Raw genomic sequence first — 16321 nt, forward strand, 5'->3', positions numbered from 1 at the left:
GGAGAACGAGATGAACGACGACATGCTGCTCGACGACTTCGAGCGTCCGCTGGCCGACCTGTGCACCGACGACACGCTGCGCGCCATCGAGGCGGGGGCTTCCGCCGAGGCGCTGTGGCGAGCCATCGACGGCCTCGGCTTTACCGACGCACTGCTGCCCGAGGCGCGAGGCGGCGCGGGCCTGTCGCTGCGCGAGCTGTTCGCGCCGGCCTTCGCCGCGGGCCGCGCGGGGCTCGCGCTGCCGTTCGCCGAGACCGCCGTGGCGCGCGCCCTGCTGGTCGCGGCCGGCCAGCGCGAAGCGGGCGGCGACGGGCCGATCGCCATCGCACCGGCGGCGGCGCACGAAGGCGATGCCATCGTCTGCCGCGACGTGCCCGGCGGCGCACTGGCGCAATGGGTGCTGGTCGGCTCGCAAGGCCACTGGCTGCTGCTGCCGCGCGAATGCGCCGTGGCGCAGCCCGGTGCCTGGCGTCCGCGGGTTTCGGCCACCCTGCACTGGGACACGCCCGCGCTCGCCGTGGCGCGCTTCGAGAGGGGCGATGCCGATGCCACGGCGCTGTGCAATGCGCTGCATGCCGCGGGCATGGCGGGCGCGATGGCGCGCGTGCTGGAACTCACCACGGCCTATGCGCAGGACCGCCGGCAGTTCGGCCGCCCGATCGCGCAGTTCCAGGCCATCCAGCAGGAGCTCGCGGTGCTGGCCGAGCAGGCGCATTCGGCCACGCTGGCCGCGCGCCTGGGCTGCAGCGCCGAGGGCTGGCAGCCCGATGCGTTGCTGGCCGCCGTCGCCAAGCTGCGCGCCTGCGAGGCCGCGCGCGGTGTCGCGGCCATCTCCCACGCCGTGTTCGGCGCCATCGGCATCACCGAGGAGCATGTGCTGGGCCTCTACACGCGGCGCCTGCATGAATGGCGCCAGGCACCGGGCACCGAGGCGCAGTGCGCGCGCCTGCTCGGCGAAGCCGTGCTGGCACGGCCCGAGGGGCTGCTCGATGCCGTCCGGCTGAGGCTGGCGTCGGCGGTGCACGACTGAATCATCCAACGATCCGAAAGCGCGAATGACCGAACCGACTTCTCCCCCGACCCGCCAGGGTCCGCTCGCCGGCGTGAAGGTGATCGAACTCGCGGGCATCGGCCCGGGCCCGATGGGCGCGATGCTGCTGGCCGACATGGGCGCCGAGGTGCTGCGCATCGACCGGCAGACGCCGGCCGACCTCGGCGTCAAGCGGCCGCTGCAATACAACCTGCTGATGCGCAACCGCCGCTCGATCGCGCTCGACCTCAAGGACCCCGAGGCGGTGGCGCTGGTGCTCGAGCTGATCGAAGGCGCCGATGCGCTGATCGAGGGCTTCCGCCCCGGCGTCACCGAACGGCTGGGCCTCGGGCCCGAGACCTGCCTGGCGCGCAACCCGCGCCTGGTCTACGGCCGCATCACGGGCTGGGGCCAGGACGGGCCGCTGGCGCAGGCCGCGGGGCACGACCTCAACTACATCGCGCTGACCGGCGTGCTGCATGCCATCGGCCGCAAGGACCAGCCGGCGTCGATCCCGTTGGCGGTGGTCGGTGACTTCGGCGGCGGCGCGCTCTATCTGGCGATGGGCGTGCTGGCCGGCATCATCGAGGCGCGCGGCTCGGGCCGCGGCCAGGTGGTCGATGCCGCGGTGGTCGACGGCGTGTCCCACATGGCCACGGCCTTCTTCGGCATGCGCGCGGCCGGCCAGTGGCGCGACGAGCGCGGCAGCAACGTGCTCGATTCCGGCGCGCCCTTCTACGAGGTCTACGAATGCGCCGACGGCCTCTGGATCTCGATCGGCCCGATCGAGGCGCGCTTCCATGCCGAGCTGCTGCAGCGGCTGGGCATCGCGCCCGAGGCCGTCGGCACGCAGCTCGATCCGCGCGACTGGCCGCGCGCGCGCGCCGTCTTCGCCGCGGCCTTCCGCACGCGCACGCGCCAGGCCTGGTGCGAGCTGCTCGAGGGCAGCGACGTCTGCTTCGCGCCGGTGCTGTCCTTCGGCGAGGCGCCCGCGCATCCGCACCTGCAGGCGCGCGGCAGCTTCGTCGAGATCGAGGGCATGACGCAACCGGCACCGGCGCCGCGCTTCAGCCGCACGCCCTCGGGCCGGCCCACCGCGCCACAGGCACCGAGCGACGACGGCCTCGAAGGCTGGCTCGCGCCGGCGCGCATCGAGGACTGGCGCCGCGCGGGCGTGATGGGCGCCGCGCCCGCTCAGCCCCAGTCGTAGAGCGGCGGCTGGCGGTTCGCGAAGCGCGCCGCGGCCTCCGCATGGAAGGCCGTGGTCAGCGCCACCGCCTGCTGGTGGGCCTCGATCTCGCCCATGGTCTGGTAGTCGACATCGAAGCTGCGGTTGAGCGAGCTCTTGATCATGCCGAGCGCCTCGCGCGGACCCCGTGCCAGCCGCGCGGCCAGCGCATGCGCGGCCGGCAGCAGGTCTTCCGGCGCATGCACCGCGTGCACCATGCCCATGGCCCGGGCCTCCTCGGCGCCGAAGCGGCGCGCCGTCATCGCGAGCTCCTTCGCACGAGTCAGGCCGAGCAGCCGCGGCAGCATGTAGAAGGCGCCGAAGTCGGGCACCGCGCCGATGCGCGCGAAGGCGCAGCAGAAATCGGCGCGCGTGGAGGCGAGCACGAAGTCGGCCATCAGCGACAGCGACAGGCCCGCGCCGTAGGCGGCGCCGTCGACCGCCGCGATCACCGGCACGTCGAGCGAGCGCAGCCGGTCGAGCCAGCCGCGGTGCACCGCCAGCAGGCGCTGGCGCGTGGCGGCCGCCACGCCGGGTTCGCTGGCGCGCGACAGCATGGCCTTCACGTCGCCGCCGGCGCAGAAGCTGCCGCCCGAGCCGGTGAGGATCAGCACGCGTACTTCGGGCGTGCGCTCGACCAGCTCGAGCACCTCGATGTAGTCGGCGCGCAGTTCGAGCGACATCACGTTGCGCACCGCGGGCCGCTGGTGCGAGAGCTCGGCGATGCCGTCGCGCACGCGCAGGCACGATTCGCGCAGCGTGCGCTCCAGGGGCGCCGCGCCCTCGGGGGTGTCAGCGGATCTCATCGCCGACCAGCTTCGCGAGTTCGCGGTAGCGCACCGCCTCGTCGGCGATCAGCTGCGTGAATTCCTTGCGGCCGGTGCCCACCACCTCGCCGCCGCTCTGCTGCGCGAGCTGCGCGCGCACGGCCGGGTCGGCCATCACCTTGCGCATCATCTCCTCGAGCTTGCGCGCCACCGGCGCCGGCGTCTTGGCATGGATCGCGAAGCCGATGAAGGTGTAGAGCGTATAGCCCGGATAGCCGGCCTCCTGCACCGTGGCCACCTCGGGCAGCAGCGGATGGCGCGTGGCGCCCGCCACGGCCAGCGCGCGTACCTTGCCCGCGTTCACCAGCGGCGCGGCGCCCGCGATGTCCATCAGCGCGAGGTCGACCGCGCCGCCGACCACGTCGGTCACCGCCTGCGAGGCGCCCTTGTAGGGCACGTGGTTGAACGCGATGCCGGCGCGCTGGCCGAGGTCGAGCGCGCCCAGGCGGTAGGTGTTGCCATAGGTGCCGAGGCTGACGCCGCCCTTGTCGCGCCGCGCGGCGGCGACCACGTCGGCCAGGCTCTTGTAGCGCGAGTCGGGCGAGGTGATGAGCACGGCCACGTGGCGCGTCATGTTGAGCACCGGCAGCAGGTCCTCGGGGCGGTAGGGCAGGTTCTTCACGAACAGAGGATTGATCACGGTGGCGCTCGGGCTCACCAGCACCACCGTGTAGCCGTCGGCCGGCGCGCTCAGCGCGGCCTGCGTGCCGAGCGTGAGGTCGGCGCCGGGCTTGTTCTCCACCACCGCGGGCTGGCCCGCGACTTCGCGGAAGTGCTCGGCGAAGGTGCGGGTCATGGTGTCGCCGCTGCTGCCGGGCCCGATGGGCACGATGAAGCGGATCGGCCGCGACGGATAGTCGGCGGCCTGCGCGCGGGCCGGCGGCGTCGCCGTCAGCAGCGAGGCGCAGGCGAAGGCGGCCGCGATCCACGCGATCCTGGCGTTGGGCATGGTCTTGTCTCCTGTGGTTCCTGTCGCGTTCCACGATAGCGACAGGACCCCGCGCAAGCCATGCGGAAAGGGGCAATCAGCTATGCGCGATCCGGGCACCGGGCCGCGCCGGACGTACTCAGGCCGGCTGCGTCTCGCGCGCCTGCAGCAGCCGCAGCACGCGCTCGTGGTGGTCGCGCAGCACCGACACCACGCAGCGCTCGACCGCGAGGCTCGCGCGGTTGATGCGGTGCTTGGCGCCGGTGGCGCAGAAGGTGTGCAGCGTCAGCGCGGGGCTCACGATGCGTGCACTGGCGAGGTCGCGCTCGTCCTTCGACAGGTAGTCGACCACGCGGTGCACCTGGATGATGGCGTAGCGCCCGCTGTGGCGCACCACGTCGCGGATCATCGCGCCCGAGTTGATCTCGAGGTCGGCGCGCAGGTCGAGATCCATGCCCTTGGCCATCTCGCGCACCACGGCCTCGACCGGGTTCGGCGTGGGCGGTATGACGAGCGGAATGCCGCTGAGCGCCGACAGCGGCAGCGTGGGCTGGCGCATCAGCGGCGAGTCGCGGCGGCCCAGCAGCACCAGATCGGACGAGAACAGCAGCTGGGCCTGCGCGGGCGGCTCGGCATGGCAGCTGTTGAACACGCCCACGTCGAGCTTGCCGGCGGCCAGCCGGTCCATCACGTCGCGGCTGTAGCTCTCGTGGATCACCAGCCGGATCTTCGGGAACTGCTCGGTGATGTGGTTCACCAGCGTCGACACCGGCCCTTCGGCGGCCCAGCGCGGCAGCGCGATCTCGACCGTGCCCGAGGGCTGTTCGTTGGTAGAGGAGGCGAGCTCGAGGAAGCCGGTGGCGCCGTCGAGCAGGCCGTGCGCCACGGGCAGCAGCGAGGAGCCGAGCTCGGTCAGCAGCACGCCGCGGCCGGTGCGGTTGAAGAGCCGGCCGCCCACCAGCTCCTCGAGCTCGAGCACGCGCCGGCTCAGCATGGACTGCGAGCACCCGCGCAGCAGGGCGGCTTGCGAGAAGCTGCCCGACTCGGCCGTGGCGACGAAGGCCGAGACGTTTTCGATCTTCAGATCGTCGGCCGCGCGAACCAGCAACTTCACTTTCTGTCTCCTCCCGGCAGCAGGACTTGCGGCCTGCAATTTTCACATAGCAGGCATGCGCGGTGCAGGGCTGCGAGGCCGCTTCGCGGGTTCTAGAGTCCGGGTATTTACCCTAGAGCGGCGGTTCGCGTCGCATGCGCGATGACGACTTCCGACCCCTCCATCTCCTCGCCCGCGCGGCGTCTGCTCCACACGCGTGAAGTGCTCTGCCAGGGCTACGAGCGCGACGACGGCCTGTGGGACATCGAGGCGCGCATGAGCGACGTCAAGACCCACCCGATGCACCACGACGACGGCCGCGTGCGCCTGCCCGCGGGCCGCTTCATGCATCGCATGGGCCTGTGCCTCACGGTGGACGAGGGCCTGCGCATCGTCGCGGCGCGTGCCTGGACCGAGCATGCGCCCAATGCCGAGTGCATGGACATCGGGGCGTCCTACGAGGCGCTGGTCGGCCTGTCGATCGGGCCCGGCTTCACCTCGCGCGTGAAGGAGCGCTTCGGCGGCGCGGCCGGCTGCACGCACCTGACCGAGCTGCTCGGTCCCGTGGCCACCACTGCGTTCCAGACGCTGTTCCCGGTGTTCGAGCAGCGGCGCCGCGCGCGCTTGCTGAGCGACCCCGAAGGCGCGGCGCGCACGCGGCCGCCGCTGCTCGACAGCTGCTTCGCGCTGCGCGCCGAGGGCGAGGTCGCGCGCGGGCGCTGGCCGGCCTTCGCCAAACCTGCATAGCTGCCATCCGCATCGCGTGGGTACGCCGCGCGGCCTCGCTGCCTACATTGAACGCATCCCGTTCGTTGTTGAACCGGATCGAACATTCACAGGAGACGAAATGGCAGGAGTTCTGGAAGGAAAGGTCGTGCTCGTGACCGGCGCGGGCCGGGGCGTGGGACGCGAGATCGCGCTGCTGGCGGCGCGGCAGGGCGCGAGCGTGGTGGTCAACGACCTCGGCGGCGCATCCGACGGCGAAGGCGAGGGCACGATCGATCCCGCCTCGGAGGTGGTGAACCTGATCCGCGCCGAGGGCGGCAAGGCGGTGGCCAACGGCGACAGCGTGTCGAATGCCGACGCCGCGGCGCGCATGGTGCAGGCCGCGATCGACAACTTCGGCCGGCTCGACGGCGTGGTCAACAACGCGGGCATCCTGCGCGACCGCATGTTCCACAAGATGAGCACGCTCGACTGGCAGCAGGTGATCGACGTGCACCTGCAGGGCACCTACCACGTGAGCCGCGCGGCCGCGATGCTGTTCCGCGAGCAGCAGTCGGGCGCCTACGTGCACATGACCTCGGCCGCGGGGCTGGTCGGCAACATCGGCCAGGCCAACTACTCGGCCGCCAAGCTCGGCATCGTCGGCATCTCGCGCTCGATCGCGCTCGAGATGGCGCGCTGCCACGTGCGCTCCAACTGTGTCTCGCCCTGGGCCTGGAGCCGCCTGATCGGCACCCTGCCCGCGGAGACCGAGGAGCAGAAGCGCCGGCTCGAGCGCTTCAAGCAGATGACGGCCGACAAGATCGCGCCGATGGTCGTGTACCTGCTGTCGGACCTCGCCGCGGCGGTGAGCGGCCAGATCTTCGGCGTGCGCAAGAACGAGATCATGCTGTTCAGCCAGCCGCGGCCGCTGCGCACCGTGCACCGCTCGGAGGGCTGGACCGTCGAGAGCATCGCCGAGCACGCCATGCCCGCGATGCAATCCAGCCTGGTGCCGATGGAAAGCGCGCGCGAGGCCTTCGCATGGACGCCGGTGTGAGTCGCGCGATGGCCTTCGATCCCGACAAGCTGCTGCAGCGCCGCTTCGCGCCGGTGGCGCAGAGCTATACCGCCAAGGACTCGATCCTCTACGCGCTGGGCCTGGGCTTCGGCCGCGACCCGCTCGATGCGCGCGAGCTGCCCTTCGTCTACGAGGAACGGCAGCAGGCCGTGCCGACCCAGGCCGCCGTGCTCGGCTATCCGGGCTTCTGGATGAAGGAGCCCGACACCGGCATCGACTGGCGCAAGGTGCTGCATGCCAGCCAGTCGGTGCAGCTGCACCGGCCGCTCGCGCCGGCCGCCACCGTGATCGGGCGCACGCGCGTCAAGGCGATCCTCGACAAGGGGCCCGAGGTGGGCGCGCTGTTCTTCGTCGAGCGCACGCTCGAGGACGGCGACGGCGAATTGCTGGCCACGGTGGAGCAGGCGGTGATGGCGCGCGGCAACGGCGGCTTCGGCGGCGCGAGTGGCCCGTCGCCCGCGGCACCCAAGGTGCCCGACACGCCGCCCGACCACGTGTGTGACCTGCCGACCTCGCCCTCGCAGGCGCTGCTGTACCGGCTCTCGGGCGACCTGAATCCGCTGCATGCCGACCCCGAGGTGGCGCGCGTCGGCGGCTTCGAGCGGCCGATCCTGCATGGCCTGTGCACCTACGGCATCGCCTGCCATGCGCTGCTGCGCACGCTGTGCGGCTACGTGCCGCAGCGGCTGCGGCGCATCGACACGCGCTTCACCTCGCCGGTGTATCCGGGCGAGACGATTCGCGTCGAGATCTGGGGCTCGCAGGGCGAGGTGCGCTTTCGCGCGACCGCGCTCGAGCGCCAGGTCATGGTGCTGAACAACGGCCTGGCCGTGATCGACGCTGCCGCGGGAGGCCCGCGATGAACGGCATCGTGGCCTTCGGTGCCTACGTTCCGCGACTGCGTCTGCAGCGCGAGGCCGTGGTGCGCGCCAACGCCTGGTTCGACGGATCGCTGGCGGCGCACCGCGCGGGCGAACGCGCCATGTGCAACTTCGACGAGGACGCGGTCACGATGGCGGTGGAGGCCGCGCGCGACTGCCTCGGCGCGCTCGATGCGGCGAAGGTCGACGACCTGCAGCTGGCCTCGACCTCGCTGCCCTATGCGAGCCGCCTGAACGCGAGCATCGTCGCGCAGGCGCTGAACCTCGGCGAGGAGGTCGGCGCGATCGACGTCACCGGTTCGCAGCGCGGCGCCACCTCGGCGCTGATGCAGGCCCTGCGCGGCGGCGCGGGCCGCCGCACCCTGGTGGTCGCGAGCGACCGGCGCAAGGCCAAGGTGGCCAGCGCGCAGGAACTGCTCTACGGCGATGCGGCCGCGGCGGTGCTGGTCGGCGACGGCGAGGTCATCGCGCAGCCGCTGGCCCTGGTGAGCCGTACGGTCGACATGGCCGACCACTACCGCGGTGCCGGCGCCGCCACCGACACCTACTGGGAGGAGCGCTGGATCCGCGAGGAGGGCCATCTGCGGCAGGTGCCGCCGGCCATCGCGGATGCGCTCGCGCAGGCTGGGCTGACGGCGGCGCAGGTCGACCGGCTGTGCATCGCCCTGCCCCACAAGGGCGTGCCGCAGCGCCTGGCCAAGCTCGCGGGCATCGCCTCCGAACGCCTGCACGACACACTCGCCGCGAGCGTCGGCAATGCCGGCGCGGCCCATCCGCTGCTGATGCTCGCGCATGCGTTGGGCGAGGCGGCACCGGGCCAGGTGCTGGTGCTGGTGGCCTTCGGGCAGGGCGTGGACGTGCTGGTGCTGCGCACCACCGAGGCGCTGCGCGCGCGGCCGCCGCGCACCGGCGCGCAGGGCTGGCTGGCGCGCGGCAGCGCCGAGCACAACTACATGAAGTTCCTGGTCTTCAACGACCTGCTGCCGCTGGAGCGCGGCATGCGCGCGGACAACGACAAGCTCACGCCGCTGAGCGTGGAGTACCGCCACCGCAAGACGGTGCACGGCTTCGTCGGCGGCCGCTGCGGTGCCTGCGGCACCGCGCAGTGGCCGCGCACCGACATCTGCGTCAACCCGGCCTGCGGCGCCACCGGCACGCAGCAGGACCTGCCGTTCGCCGACACGCCGGCGCGCGTCATGACCTACACCGCCGACCGGCTGGCCTATTCGCCGAGCCCGCCGGCCTGCTACGGCATGGTGCAGTTCGAGGGCGGGGGCCGGCTGATGATGGATTTCACCGACGTAGACGAGCAGCAGCTCGCCGTCGGCCTGCCGATGCGCATGAGCTTCCGCATCAAGGCCGTCGACACCGCCCGCGGCTACGTCCGCTATTTCTGGAAGGCGGCCGTCGCAGGTCCGCAGGAGAACACGCATGGCAACGGGAATTCGTGACAAGGTCGTCATCCTCGGCATGGGCTGCTCGCGCTTCGGCGAGCGCTGGGACTGCAGCGCCGAGAACCTCGCGGTGGAGGCCTTCACCGAATGCCTGGCCGACGCGGGCATCGGCAAGGAGCAGCTGCAGGCCGCCTGGCTCGGCATGGGCATCGAGACCCAGCACCTGGGCAGCGGCGGCGTGCCGCTGGGCGTGACCTTGCGGCTGCCGAACATCCCGGTGTCGCGCGTGGAGAACTTCTGCGCCTCGGGCTCGGAGGCATTGCGCGGCGCGGCCTATGCGGTGGCGTCGGGCGCCTGCGACTTCGCGCTGGCCTTCGGCATCGAGAAGCTCAAGGACACCGGCTACGGCGGCCTGCCGCAGCGCCCGCGCGGCCCGTTCAACGACATGGTGTGGCCCAACATCAGCGCGCCGGGCTCGTTCGCGCAGCTGGCCAGCGCCTACCGCGCCAAGCACCGCATCGACGCGAAGGACCTCAAGCGCGCGATCGCCCACGTGTCGGTGAAGAGCCATGCCAACGCGGGCCGCAATCCCAAGGCCCACCTGCGCAACCCGATCACCATGGACGACGTCATCCACTCGCCGATGATCGCCGAGCCGCTGGGCCTGTACGACTGCTGCGGCGTGTCCGACGGCGCGGCCTGCGCCATCCTGACCACGCCCGACATCGCGCGCGGCCTGGGCAAGAAGGACCTGGTGGCGCTGAAGGCGCTGCAGCTCGCGGTCTCCAGCGGCAGCGAGGCCTCGTTCGACGACTGGGACGGCAGCTACTTCCAGACCACGCGCGTGGCCTCGGCGCGCGCCTACGAGGAGGCCGGCATCCGCCGCCCGCGCGAGCAGATCGACCTGCTCGAGGTGCACGACTGCTTCTCCATCACCGAGCTGGTGACCATGGAGGACATGCACATCTCGCCCGAGGGCCGCGCCTCGCACGACGTGCTCGACGGCTTCTACGACGCCGACGGCACCATGCCCTGCCAGATCGACGGCGGCCTCAAGTGCTTCGGCCATCCGATCGGCGCGACGGGCCTGCGCATGGCCTACGAGATGTACCTGCAGATGCAGGGCCGCGCCGGCGCCCGCCAGCGCAGCGACGACCCGTCCCTCGGCGTGATCCACAACCTGGGCGGCTTCCCCTGGCAGAACGTGTGCAGCGTGTCGGTGCTGGGCAAGTACGGCGCCTGAAGCGGCGCCGGACAAAAACACAAAGGAGACATACCGTGCTGATGGACGAATACCGATCGCCCTGGCGAACGCCCGAGGTCGAGCAGTTCCAGGAAACCGCGCGCCGCTTCTGGACGGCCGAACTGATCCCCCACGTGGAACGCTGGGAGGCCCAGGGCCACATCGACCGCGGCGTGTGGAGGCGGCTGGGCGAGATGGGCTTCCTGCTGGCCGACCTGCCCTCCGGCTACGGCGGCGGCGATGGCGACTACGCGCACCTGGCCGCGCTGGTGGAGACCAGCGCCGCGTGCGGCTTCGGGCCGGGCTTCGGCCCGCACTACATCGTGGGCCACTACCTGCACCACTACGGCAGCGAGGCGCAGAAGCGGCGCTGGCTGCCGGGCATGGCCAGCGGCGACATCGTGGCCTCGATCGGCATGTCCGAGCCCGGCGCGGGCTCCGACCTGCAGGGCATCCGCACGCGGGCGCGGCGCGATGGCGAGCACTACGTCATCGACGGCTCGAAGACCTTCAACACCAACGGCCACCATGCCGACCTGGTGATGCTGGCGGTGAAGACCGACGCGGCGCTGGGCGCGAAGGGCGTGTCGCTGCTGATGGTCGAGACGCGCGATCTCGCGGGCTTTCGCCGCGGTGCGCCGCTCGACAAGATCGGCCTGAAGGCGCAGGACACGGTGGAGCTGTTCTTCGACCAGGTGCGGGTGCCGGTGTCGAGCCTGCTGGGCACGGGCGAGGGGCAGGGCTTCGCGCAGATGATGTCGCAGCTGCCCTACGAGCGCATGCTGATCGGCATCCGGGCCGTCTGCAACATGGAGCGCGCGCTCGAGCTCACGCTGGCGCACGTGCACCAGCGCCAGGCCTTCGGGCAGCCGCTGTTCAAGCTGCAGAACACGCGCTTCGAGCTGGCCGAGATGAAGACCGAGGCCACGCTGGCGCGGCTGTTCGTCGACCAGTGCATCGGCTGGCAGCAGGAGGGGCGGCTCGATGCGGCCACCGCCGCGATGGCCAAGTGGTGGGGCACGCAGAAGGAGTGCGAGACCATCGACCGCTGCCTGCAGCTGTTCGGCGGCTACGGCTTCATGCGCGAGTACCCGATCGGGCGCATGTTCGTCGACTCGCGCGGCCAGAAGATCTACGGCGGCGCCAACGAGGTGATGAAGGAGATCATCGCCCGCCAGCTGGTGCCCCGATGAGCGCCGAGAACCACACCGGGAGCGGCCCGCTCGCGGGCCTGCGGGTGCTCGACATCGCGACCGTGCTGGCCGGCCCCTTCGCCGCCACCCTGCTGGCGGACTACGGCGCCGACGTGCTCAAGCTCGAGCTGCCCGGCAAGGGCGACGGCATGCGCGCCTTCCCGCCCTTCAAGGACGGCAAGAGCATCTGGTGGAAGGCGGCGCAGCGCGGCAAGCGCTTCGGCACGCTCGACCTGCGCCGGCCCCAGGGGCTCGCGCTCTTCAAGCAGCTGCTGCCGCAGTTCGACGTGCTGATCGAGAACTTCCGACCCGGCACGCTCGACCGCTGGGGCCTGGGCAAGGAGGTGCTGTGGGCGCTGAAGCCCAACCTCGTGATCCTGCGCGTCACCGGCTTCGGCCAGACCGGGCCCTATTCGGAGCGGCCCGGCTTCGCGCGCATCTTCGAGGCCATGGGCGGGCTGACCACGGTCACCGGCCACGCGGACGGCGAGCCGATGCACGCGGGCGTGCCGCTCGGCGACTCGATCGGCGGGCTGTTCGGCGCCATCGGCATCCTGACCGCGCTGTGGCCGCGCGCGCGCGATCCCTCGCTGCCGGGCGAGGAGATCGACCTCTCGCTGACCGAGTGCATCACTCGGCTGCTGGACTTCATGCCCGGCGTCTACGAGCAGCTCGGCACCGTGCCCACGCGCAGCGGTAACCGCAGCCCGTATTCGGCGCCCTCGGCCGTCTATCGCACGCGCGACGACCGCTGGGTGTCGATGGCGGGATCGATCAACTCGATGTTCGCGAACAACTGCTGCGCCATCGGCCGGCCCGAGCTCATCGACGACCCGCGCTTCGCCGACAACGCGAGCCGCGTGGTGCACGAGCAGGAGCTCAACCGCATCTTCATCGACTGGTGCGCGGCGCGCGATCTGGAGGAGGTCCTGGCCGCCTTCGCGCAGGCCGGCGGCACGCTGGCGCCGATCTACGGCATCGACCAGGTGGTGAGCGATCCGCAGGTGCGCGCGCGGCGCTCGATCGTGCCGGTGCCCGACCGCGACTTCGGCAGCCTCCAGATGCCGGCGGTGGTGCCGCGCTTCGCCGGCAGCCCGAGCGTGCCGCGCCACGCGGGCGCGGCGCTCGGGCAGGACAACGCGCAGGTGTACCGCGAGCTGCTCGGCCTGCCCGACGACACGCTCGCGCAGTTGCGCGCCGACGGCGTGATCTGACCCCCTCACGAGGACGAACGGAGACAGGACATGAAATCACTCGCGCGCCTGCGGGCGCTGCTCGGAGGGTTGCTGGCCGCGCTGTGCGCCGGCACCGCGGCCTGGGCCGCCCCCTACCCGGAACACCCCGTGCGCCTCGTCGTGCCGTACCCGGCGGGCGGCGCCACCGACGGCGCGATCCGGGTGCTGGCCGAGCGGCTCGGTGCCGCCTGGGGCCAGCCCGTCATCGTGGACAACCGGGCCGGCGCCTCGGGCCGGCTGGGCCTCGCGCTGGTGGCCAAGAGCCCGCACAGCTACAACTTCGTGGCCGCCACCAACTCGACCATCAGCGACGAGCTGACGCGCGGCGGCGATGGTTCCTTCCTGCTGGCGCGCGACCTGGTGCCCGTGGTCACCATCTTCACGACGCCGGTCGCGCTGCTGGTGCACACCGGCACGGGCGTCGACAGCATGGCGCAGTACATCGCGCTGGCGCAGCGGCGCCCGGGCGCCGTGAGCTTCGGCTCCAGCGGCGAGGGCACCAGCACCCACTTCTACGGCGAGCTGCTCAAGCGCGAGAGCCGCATCGACATCACGCACATTCCGTTCGCGGGAGAGGGGCCCAACCTCACGGAGCTGCTCGGCGGGCACATCCAGAGCGCCTTCCTCAGCGCCTCGGGCGCGAAGAAGGCGCAGCAGACCGGCAAGACCAGGATCCTCGCGATCTCCACGCCCGGCGGCTCGATGCTGCTGCCCGGCGTTCCCAGCTTCACGCAGCTGGGCATCGCGGGGCTCGACCGCGATTCGTGGGTCGGCCTGTTCGCGCCGCTGGGCACGTCGCAGGCGGTGCGCGACGAGGTGGCGCGCGAGGTCCGCAAGGCCTTCGCCGTGCCCGAGGTGCGCGAGCGCTACGTGCAGCTCGGCCTGATCGCCGAGGGCGGAACGCCGCAGGAGCTCGAGCAGCGCGTGCAGGCCGACCGGGCCTACTGGACGCGCGTGGTGCAGGAGACGGGCATCAAGCTCAAGTAGCGCCGCGCCCGCCTGGCCTACCAGCGGTAGGTCGCCGTCGCCAGCACCTTGCGCGGCTCCCCGTAGTAGCAGCTGCCCGAGCTGCAGTTCGCCACGTAGTTGCGGTTGCCCAGGTTGCGAAGGTTCAGCGCGAGGCTCCAGCGCTCGAAGTCGTAGCCCAGCAACGCGTCGAACACGGTGTACGAGGGCACGGGCACCGGCGTGCTCTGCTGGTAGCCGCGGTTCGAGCCCATGAAGCGCGCGCCCAGGCCGAGCTTCACGCCGTTGGCGAAGCGGTAGTCGGCCCACACCGAGAGCTGGTTGCGCGATACGGCCTGCATCTGCTTGCCGATCTCGCTGGGCGTGCTGCTGGCCGTGACCTCGGCCTTGGGCGTGTAGGTGTAGGCGGCCGTCACGTTCATGCGCGGCATGGGTTCGAACGAGGCCTCGAGCTCGAGGCCGCGCACCAGGATCTCGCCGGTCTGGCGCGGCGTGTAGTCGGCGTCGTAGGTGATGTAGTTCTGGCGCCGCAGGTCGAACACGGCGGCGCTGTACTTGTCCTTGCGGCCCACCGGCTGGTAGCGCACGCCCACCTCGTACTGGCGGCCGGTCTCGGGCTTCAGGGGCTGGTTGGTCTGCGGGTCGACCGTGACCGTGGGCGAGAACGACTCCGAGTAGCTGAAGTAGGGCGCCCAGCCGCTCGGATGCAGGTAGACCAGGCCCGCGCGGCTGGTGAACTTGTGGTCGTCGATGCGCGTGGTCGAGCCGTCGATGTGGCTGAAGGACACGGCGCGCGCGCTGTCGTAGCGGCCGCCCAGCGTGGCGACCCAGTCGCCCCACTTGATCTGGTCCTGCAGGTAGAAGCCGGTCTGCGACAGCGTGGTGCGCGCATCGAACCACGGGTCGGCGGTGGTGGTGAGGCCGGTGCTCACCGGCAGGTAGCCGTCGATGTCGCTCACGGTGCCGCTGTTGGAGGTGCGCTGGTCGTTGCGCGAGCGCTGGTAGTCGAGGCCGACCAGCAGCGTGTGCTGCCAGTCGCCCCAGCGCAGCTTCGCCTGCAGCTGGTTGTCGATCGAGGCGATGCGCGCGGCCTCCTTGCTCGCGAACGGGAAGCGGCTCAGCACGCGGTAGTTGGCGGGGCTGGCCGGGTTGTCGGCATCCACGGTCACGAAGCTGGGCTGGTTGTAGACCTGCCCGTAGTCGACCTTGATCGAGCCGTAGCGCGCGTTCTGGCGAAAGCTCAGCGTGTCGTTCAGGCGATGCTCGAACAGGTAGCCGACCATCCATTGGTCCTGGTTGAAGCGGTCGAAGTTCGGGTCGCCGACGTAGGTCTTGCGCGAGAACTGGCCGTTGGGGTTGGGCAGCAGGGTGCCGACCTCGGGGAAGCTGCCGTAGGAGCTGCCGTCGCGGATGCGCAGGTAGTGCGACAGCAGGGTCAGCGAGGTGTCGCCCGAAGGCTTCCAGGTCAGCGAGGGCGCGATGAAGCTGCGGTCGTTCGGCAGGCCGCTGGCCGGCAGGCTGGCATCGCGCAGCAGGCCCGTGAGGCGGTAGAGCAGCTTGCCCTCGGCATCGAGCGGGCCCGAGAAATCGCCCGCGATCTGGCGCCGCGCGTTGTCGCCGAACTGCAGCTGCAGTTCGCGCAGCGGCTGCGCGGTGGGGCGCTTGCTGACCACGTTGATCATGCCGCCCGGACCGTTCTGGCCGTAGAGCACCGAGCTCGGGCCGCGCAGCACCTCCACGCGCTCGGTACCGTAGCTCTCGGTCTGCCAGATGGCCCAGCCGTTGTTGTTGCGCAGCTGCAGGCCGTCGAGGTAGTAGCCGGGCGCCTGCGCGTCGAAGCCGCGCAGGATGGTCCAGTCGAAGCGCGAGTCGGCGCCCCAGGGCGAAACGTTGATGCCCGGCGTGTAGGCCAGCGACTCCTTGAGCCGGGTGGCGCCCGTGGCCTCGATGAAGTCGGCGGTGACCACCGAGATCGATTGCGGCGTCTCGATGATCGGCGTGTCGGTCTTGCTGCCGGCGGTGGCGCGCCGCGCGATGTAGCCGGGAACATGGCCGGTGGCGGTCTCCTCGGTGCCGGCCGTGACCACGATCGGCGGCAGCGCGCCGGTGTCGCCGGCCGAGGCGCGCACCACGGTGAAGGCCGCGTCGCCGTTGCGCACGTAGCCCAGGCCGCTGCCCGCGAGCACGCGCTCGAGCGCCTGCTGCAGCGTGACGGCGCCGCGCACCGCGGGTGCGGTGCGGCCCTCGAGCAGCGAGCTCTCGCCGCCGATGGCGATGCCGTACTGGCGCGACAGCACGCCCAGGCTCTGGGCCAGCGGCTGGGCCGGCAGCGCGAGCTGCAACGTGGTCGACGGGGCCGCCGGCGCGCCTTGCGCACGCGCGGGGCCGCCCATTGCGAGCAGCGCCGAGGCGATGGCGCAGGCGAGGGCCGCGGCCTGGAGGGAATCGATGCGGGGGCGCCGCGGGGTCTGCTGGTTCATGTCCGAAGGTCCTGGAGCTGGTTTGCTACAGAAGACC

14 protein-coding genes are annotated in these 16321 nt (G+C 71.5%); 10 read left to right on the forward strand and 4 right to left on the reverse strand.

Annotation, left to right across the window (positions count from 1 at the left end; translation table 11 throughout):
• The first annotated feature begins 10 nt into the window (after nt 1-10).
• Both INQ48_38035 and INQ48_38040 read left to right on the forward strand, forming a co-directional pair.
• On the forward strand, nt 11-1030 hold the full coding sequence (locus INQ48_38035; protein ID QRF61202.1) for an acyl-CoA dehydrogenase: 1020 nt from the start codon (nt 11-13) through the stop codon (nt 1028-1030).
• Nucleotides 1031-1055: 25 nt separating this feature from the next.
• Nucleotides 1056-2240 (forward strand): CoA transferase, encoded by a 1185-nt coding sequence (locus INQ48_38040; protein QRF61203.1) that lies wholly within the window; start codon nt 1056-1058, stop codon nt 2238-2240.
• On the opposite strand, the gene INQ48_38045 is transcribed toward INQ48_38040, so the two are convergent.
• The 3 genes from INQ48_38045 to INQ48_38055 form a co-directional block, all read right to left on the reverse strand.
• Nucleotides 2225-3064, reverse strand: coding sequence for an enoyl-CoA hydratase/isomerase family protein (locus INQ48_38045; GenBank protein QRF61204.1), 840 nt, complete (start codon nt 3062-3064; stop codon nt 2225-2227). The genes INQ48_38040 and INQ48_38045 overlap by 16 nt on opposite strands.
• A complete protein-coding gene (locus tag INQ48_38050) occupies nt 3051-4034 on the reverse strand; it encodes a tripartite tricarboxylate transporter substrate binding protein (protein QRF61205.1) in 984 nt (327 codons plus the stop codon). The genes INQ48_38045 and INQ48_38050 overlap by 14 nt, the downstream gene beginning before the upstream one ends.
• A 118-nt stretch (nt 4035-4152) precedes the next feature.
• Nucleotides 4153-5127, reverse strand: coding sequence for a LysR family transcriptional regulator (locus INQ48_38055; protein QRF61206.1), 975 nt, complete (start codon nt 5125-5127; stop codon nt 4153-4155).
• A 141-nt stretch (nt 5128-5268) separates the two neighbouring features.
• Here INQ48_38055 and INQ48_38060 point away from each other — a divergent pair, with 141 nt between their 5' ends.
• The 8 genes from INQ48_38060 (at nt 5269) to INQ48_38095 (ending at nt 13825) form a co-directional block, all read left to right on the forward strand.
• Nucleotides 5269-5853 (forward strand): DUF2889 domain-containing protein, encoded by a 585-nt coding sequence (locus INQ48_38060; GenBank protein ID QRF61207.1) that lies wholly within the window; start codon nt 5269-5271, stop codon nt 5851-5853.
• Between the two features lie 100 nt (nt 5854-5953).
• Complete coding sequence (locus INQ48_38065; protein ID QRF61208.1) at nt 5954-6871, forward strand: SDR family oxidoreductase; 918 nt, start codon at nt 5954-5956, stop codon at nt 6869-6871.
• Nucleotides 6872-6879: 8 nt separating this feature from the next.
• Entirely contained in the window at nt 6880-7755 is an 876-nt protein-coding gene (locus INQ48_38070) for a MaoC family dehydratase N-terminal domain-containing protein (GenBank protein QRF63144.1), read from the forward strand.
• Nucleotides 7752-9224 carry an OB-fold domain-containing protein gene (locus tag INQ48_38075; protein QRF61209.1) on the forward strand — a complete coding sequence of 491 codons (1473 nt, stop codon included), beginning with the start codon at nt 7752-7754 and terminating at the stop codon, nt 9222-9224. The genes INQ48_38070 and INQ48_38075 overlap by 4 nt, the downstream gene beginning before the upstream one ends.
• The gene (locus INQ48_38080; GenBank protein QRF61210.1) at nt 9205-10410 is read left to right on the forward strand and encodes an acetyl-CoA acetyltransferase; all 1206 of its coding nucleotides are present in this window, start codon (nt 9205-9207) and stop codon (nt 10408-10410) included. Before INQ48_38075 ends, INQ48_38080 begins: the two co-directional genes overlap by 20 nt.
• 41 nt (nt 10411-10451) lie before the next feature.
• Nucleotides 10452-11603 carry an acyl-CoA dehydrogenase family protein gene (locus INQ48_38085; GenBank protein QRF63145.1) on the forward strand — a complete coding sequence of 384 codons (1152 nt, stop codon included), beginning with the start codon at nt 10452-10454 and terminating at the stop codon, nt 11601-11603.
• Nucleotides 11600-12817 (forward strand): CoA transferase, encoded by a 1218-nt coding sequence (locus tag INQ48_38090; GenBank protein ID QRF61211.1) that lies wholly within the window; start codon nt 11600-11602, stop codon nt 12815-12817. The genes INQ48_38085 and INQ48_38090 overlap by 4 nt, the downstream gene beginning before the upstream one ends.
• Before the next feature lie 30 nt (nt 12818-12847).
• Nucleotides 12848-13825, forward strand: a complete 978-nt coding sequence (locus INQ48_38095) for a tripartite tricarboxylate transporter substrate binding protein (GenBank protein QRF61212.1) — start codon at nt 12848-12850, stop codon at nt 13823-13825.
• A gap of 17 nt (nt 13826-13842) precedes the next feature.
• Here the strand turns inward: INQ48_38095 and INQ48_38100 are convergent, their stop codons facing one another.
• A complete protein-coding gene (locus INQ48_38100; GenBank protein QRF61213.1) occupies nt 13843-16284 on the reverse strand; it encodes a TonB-dependent siderophore receptor in 2442 nt (813 codons plus the stop codon).
• Between the last annotated feature and the right edge of the window lie 37 nt (nt 16285-16321).

The sequence above is a fragment of the Variovorax paradoxus genome (assembly GCA_016806145.1).
Taxonomy (GTDB): Bacteria; Pseudomonadota; Gammaproteobacteria; order Burkholderiales; family Burkholderiaceae_C; genus Variovorax.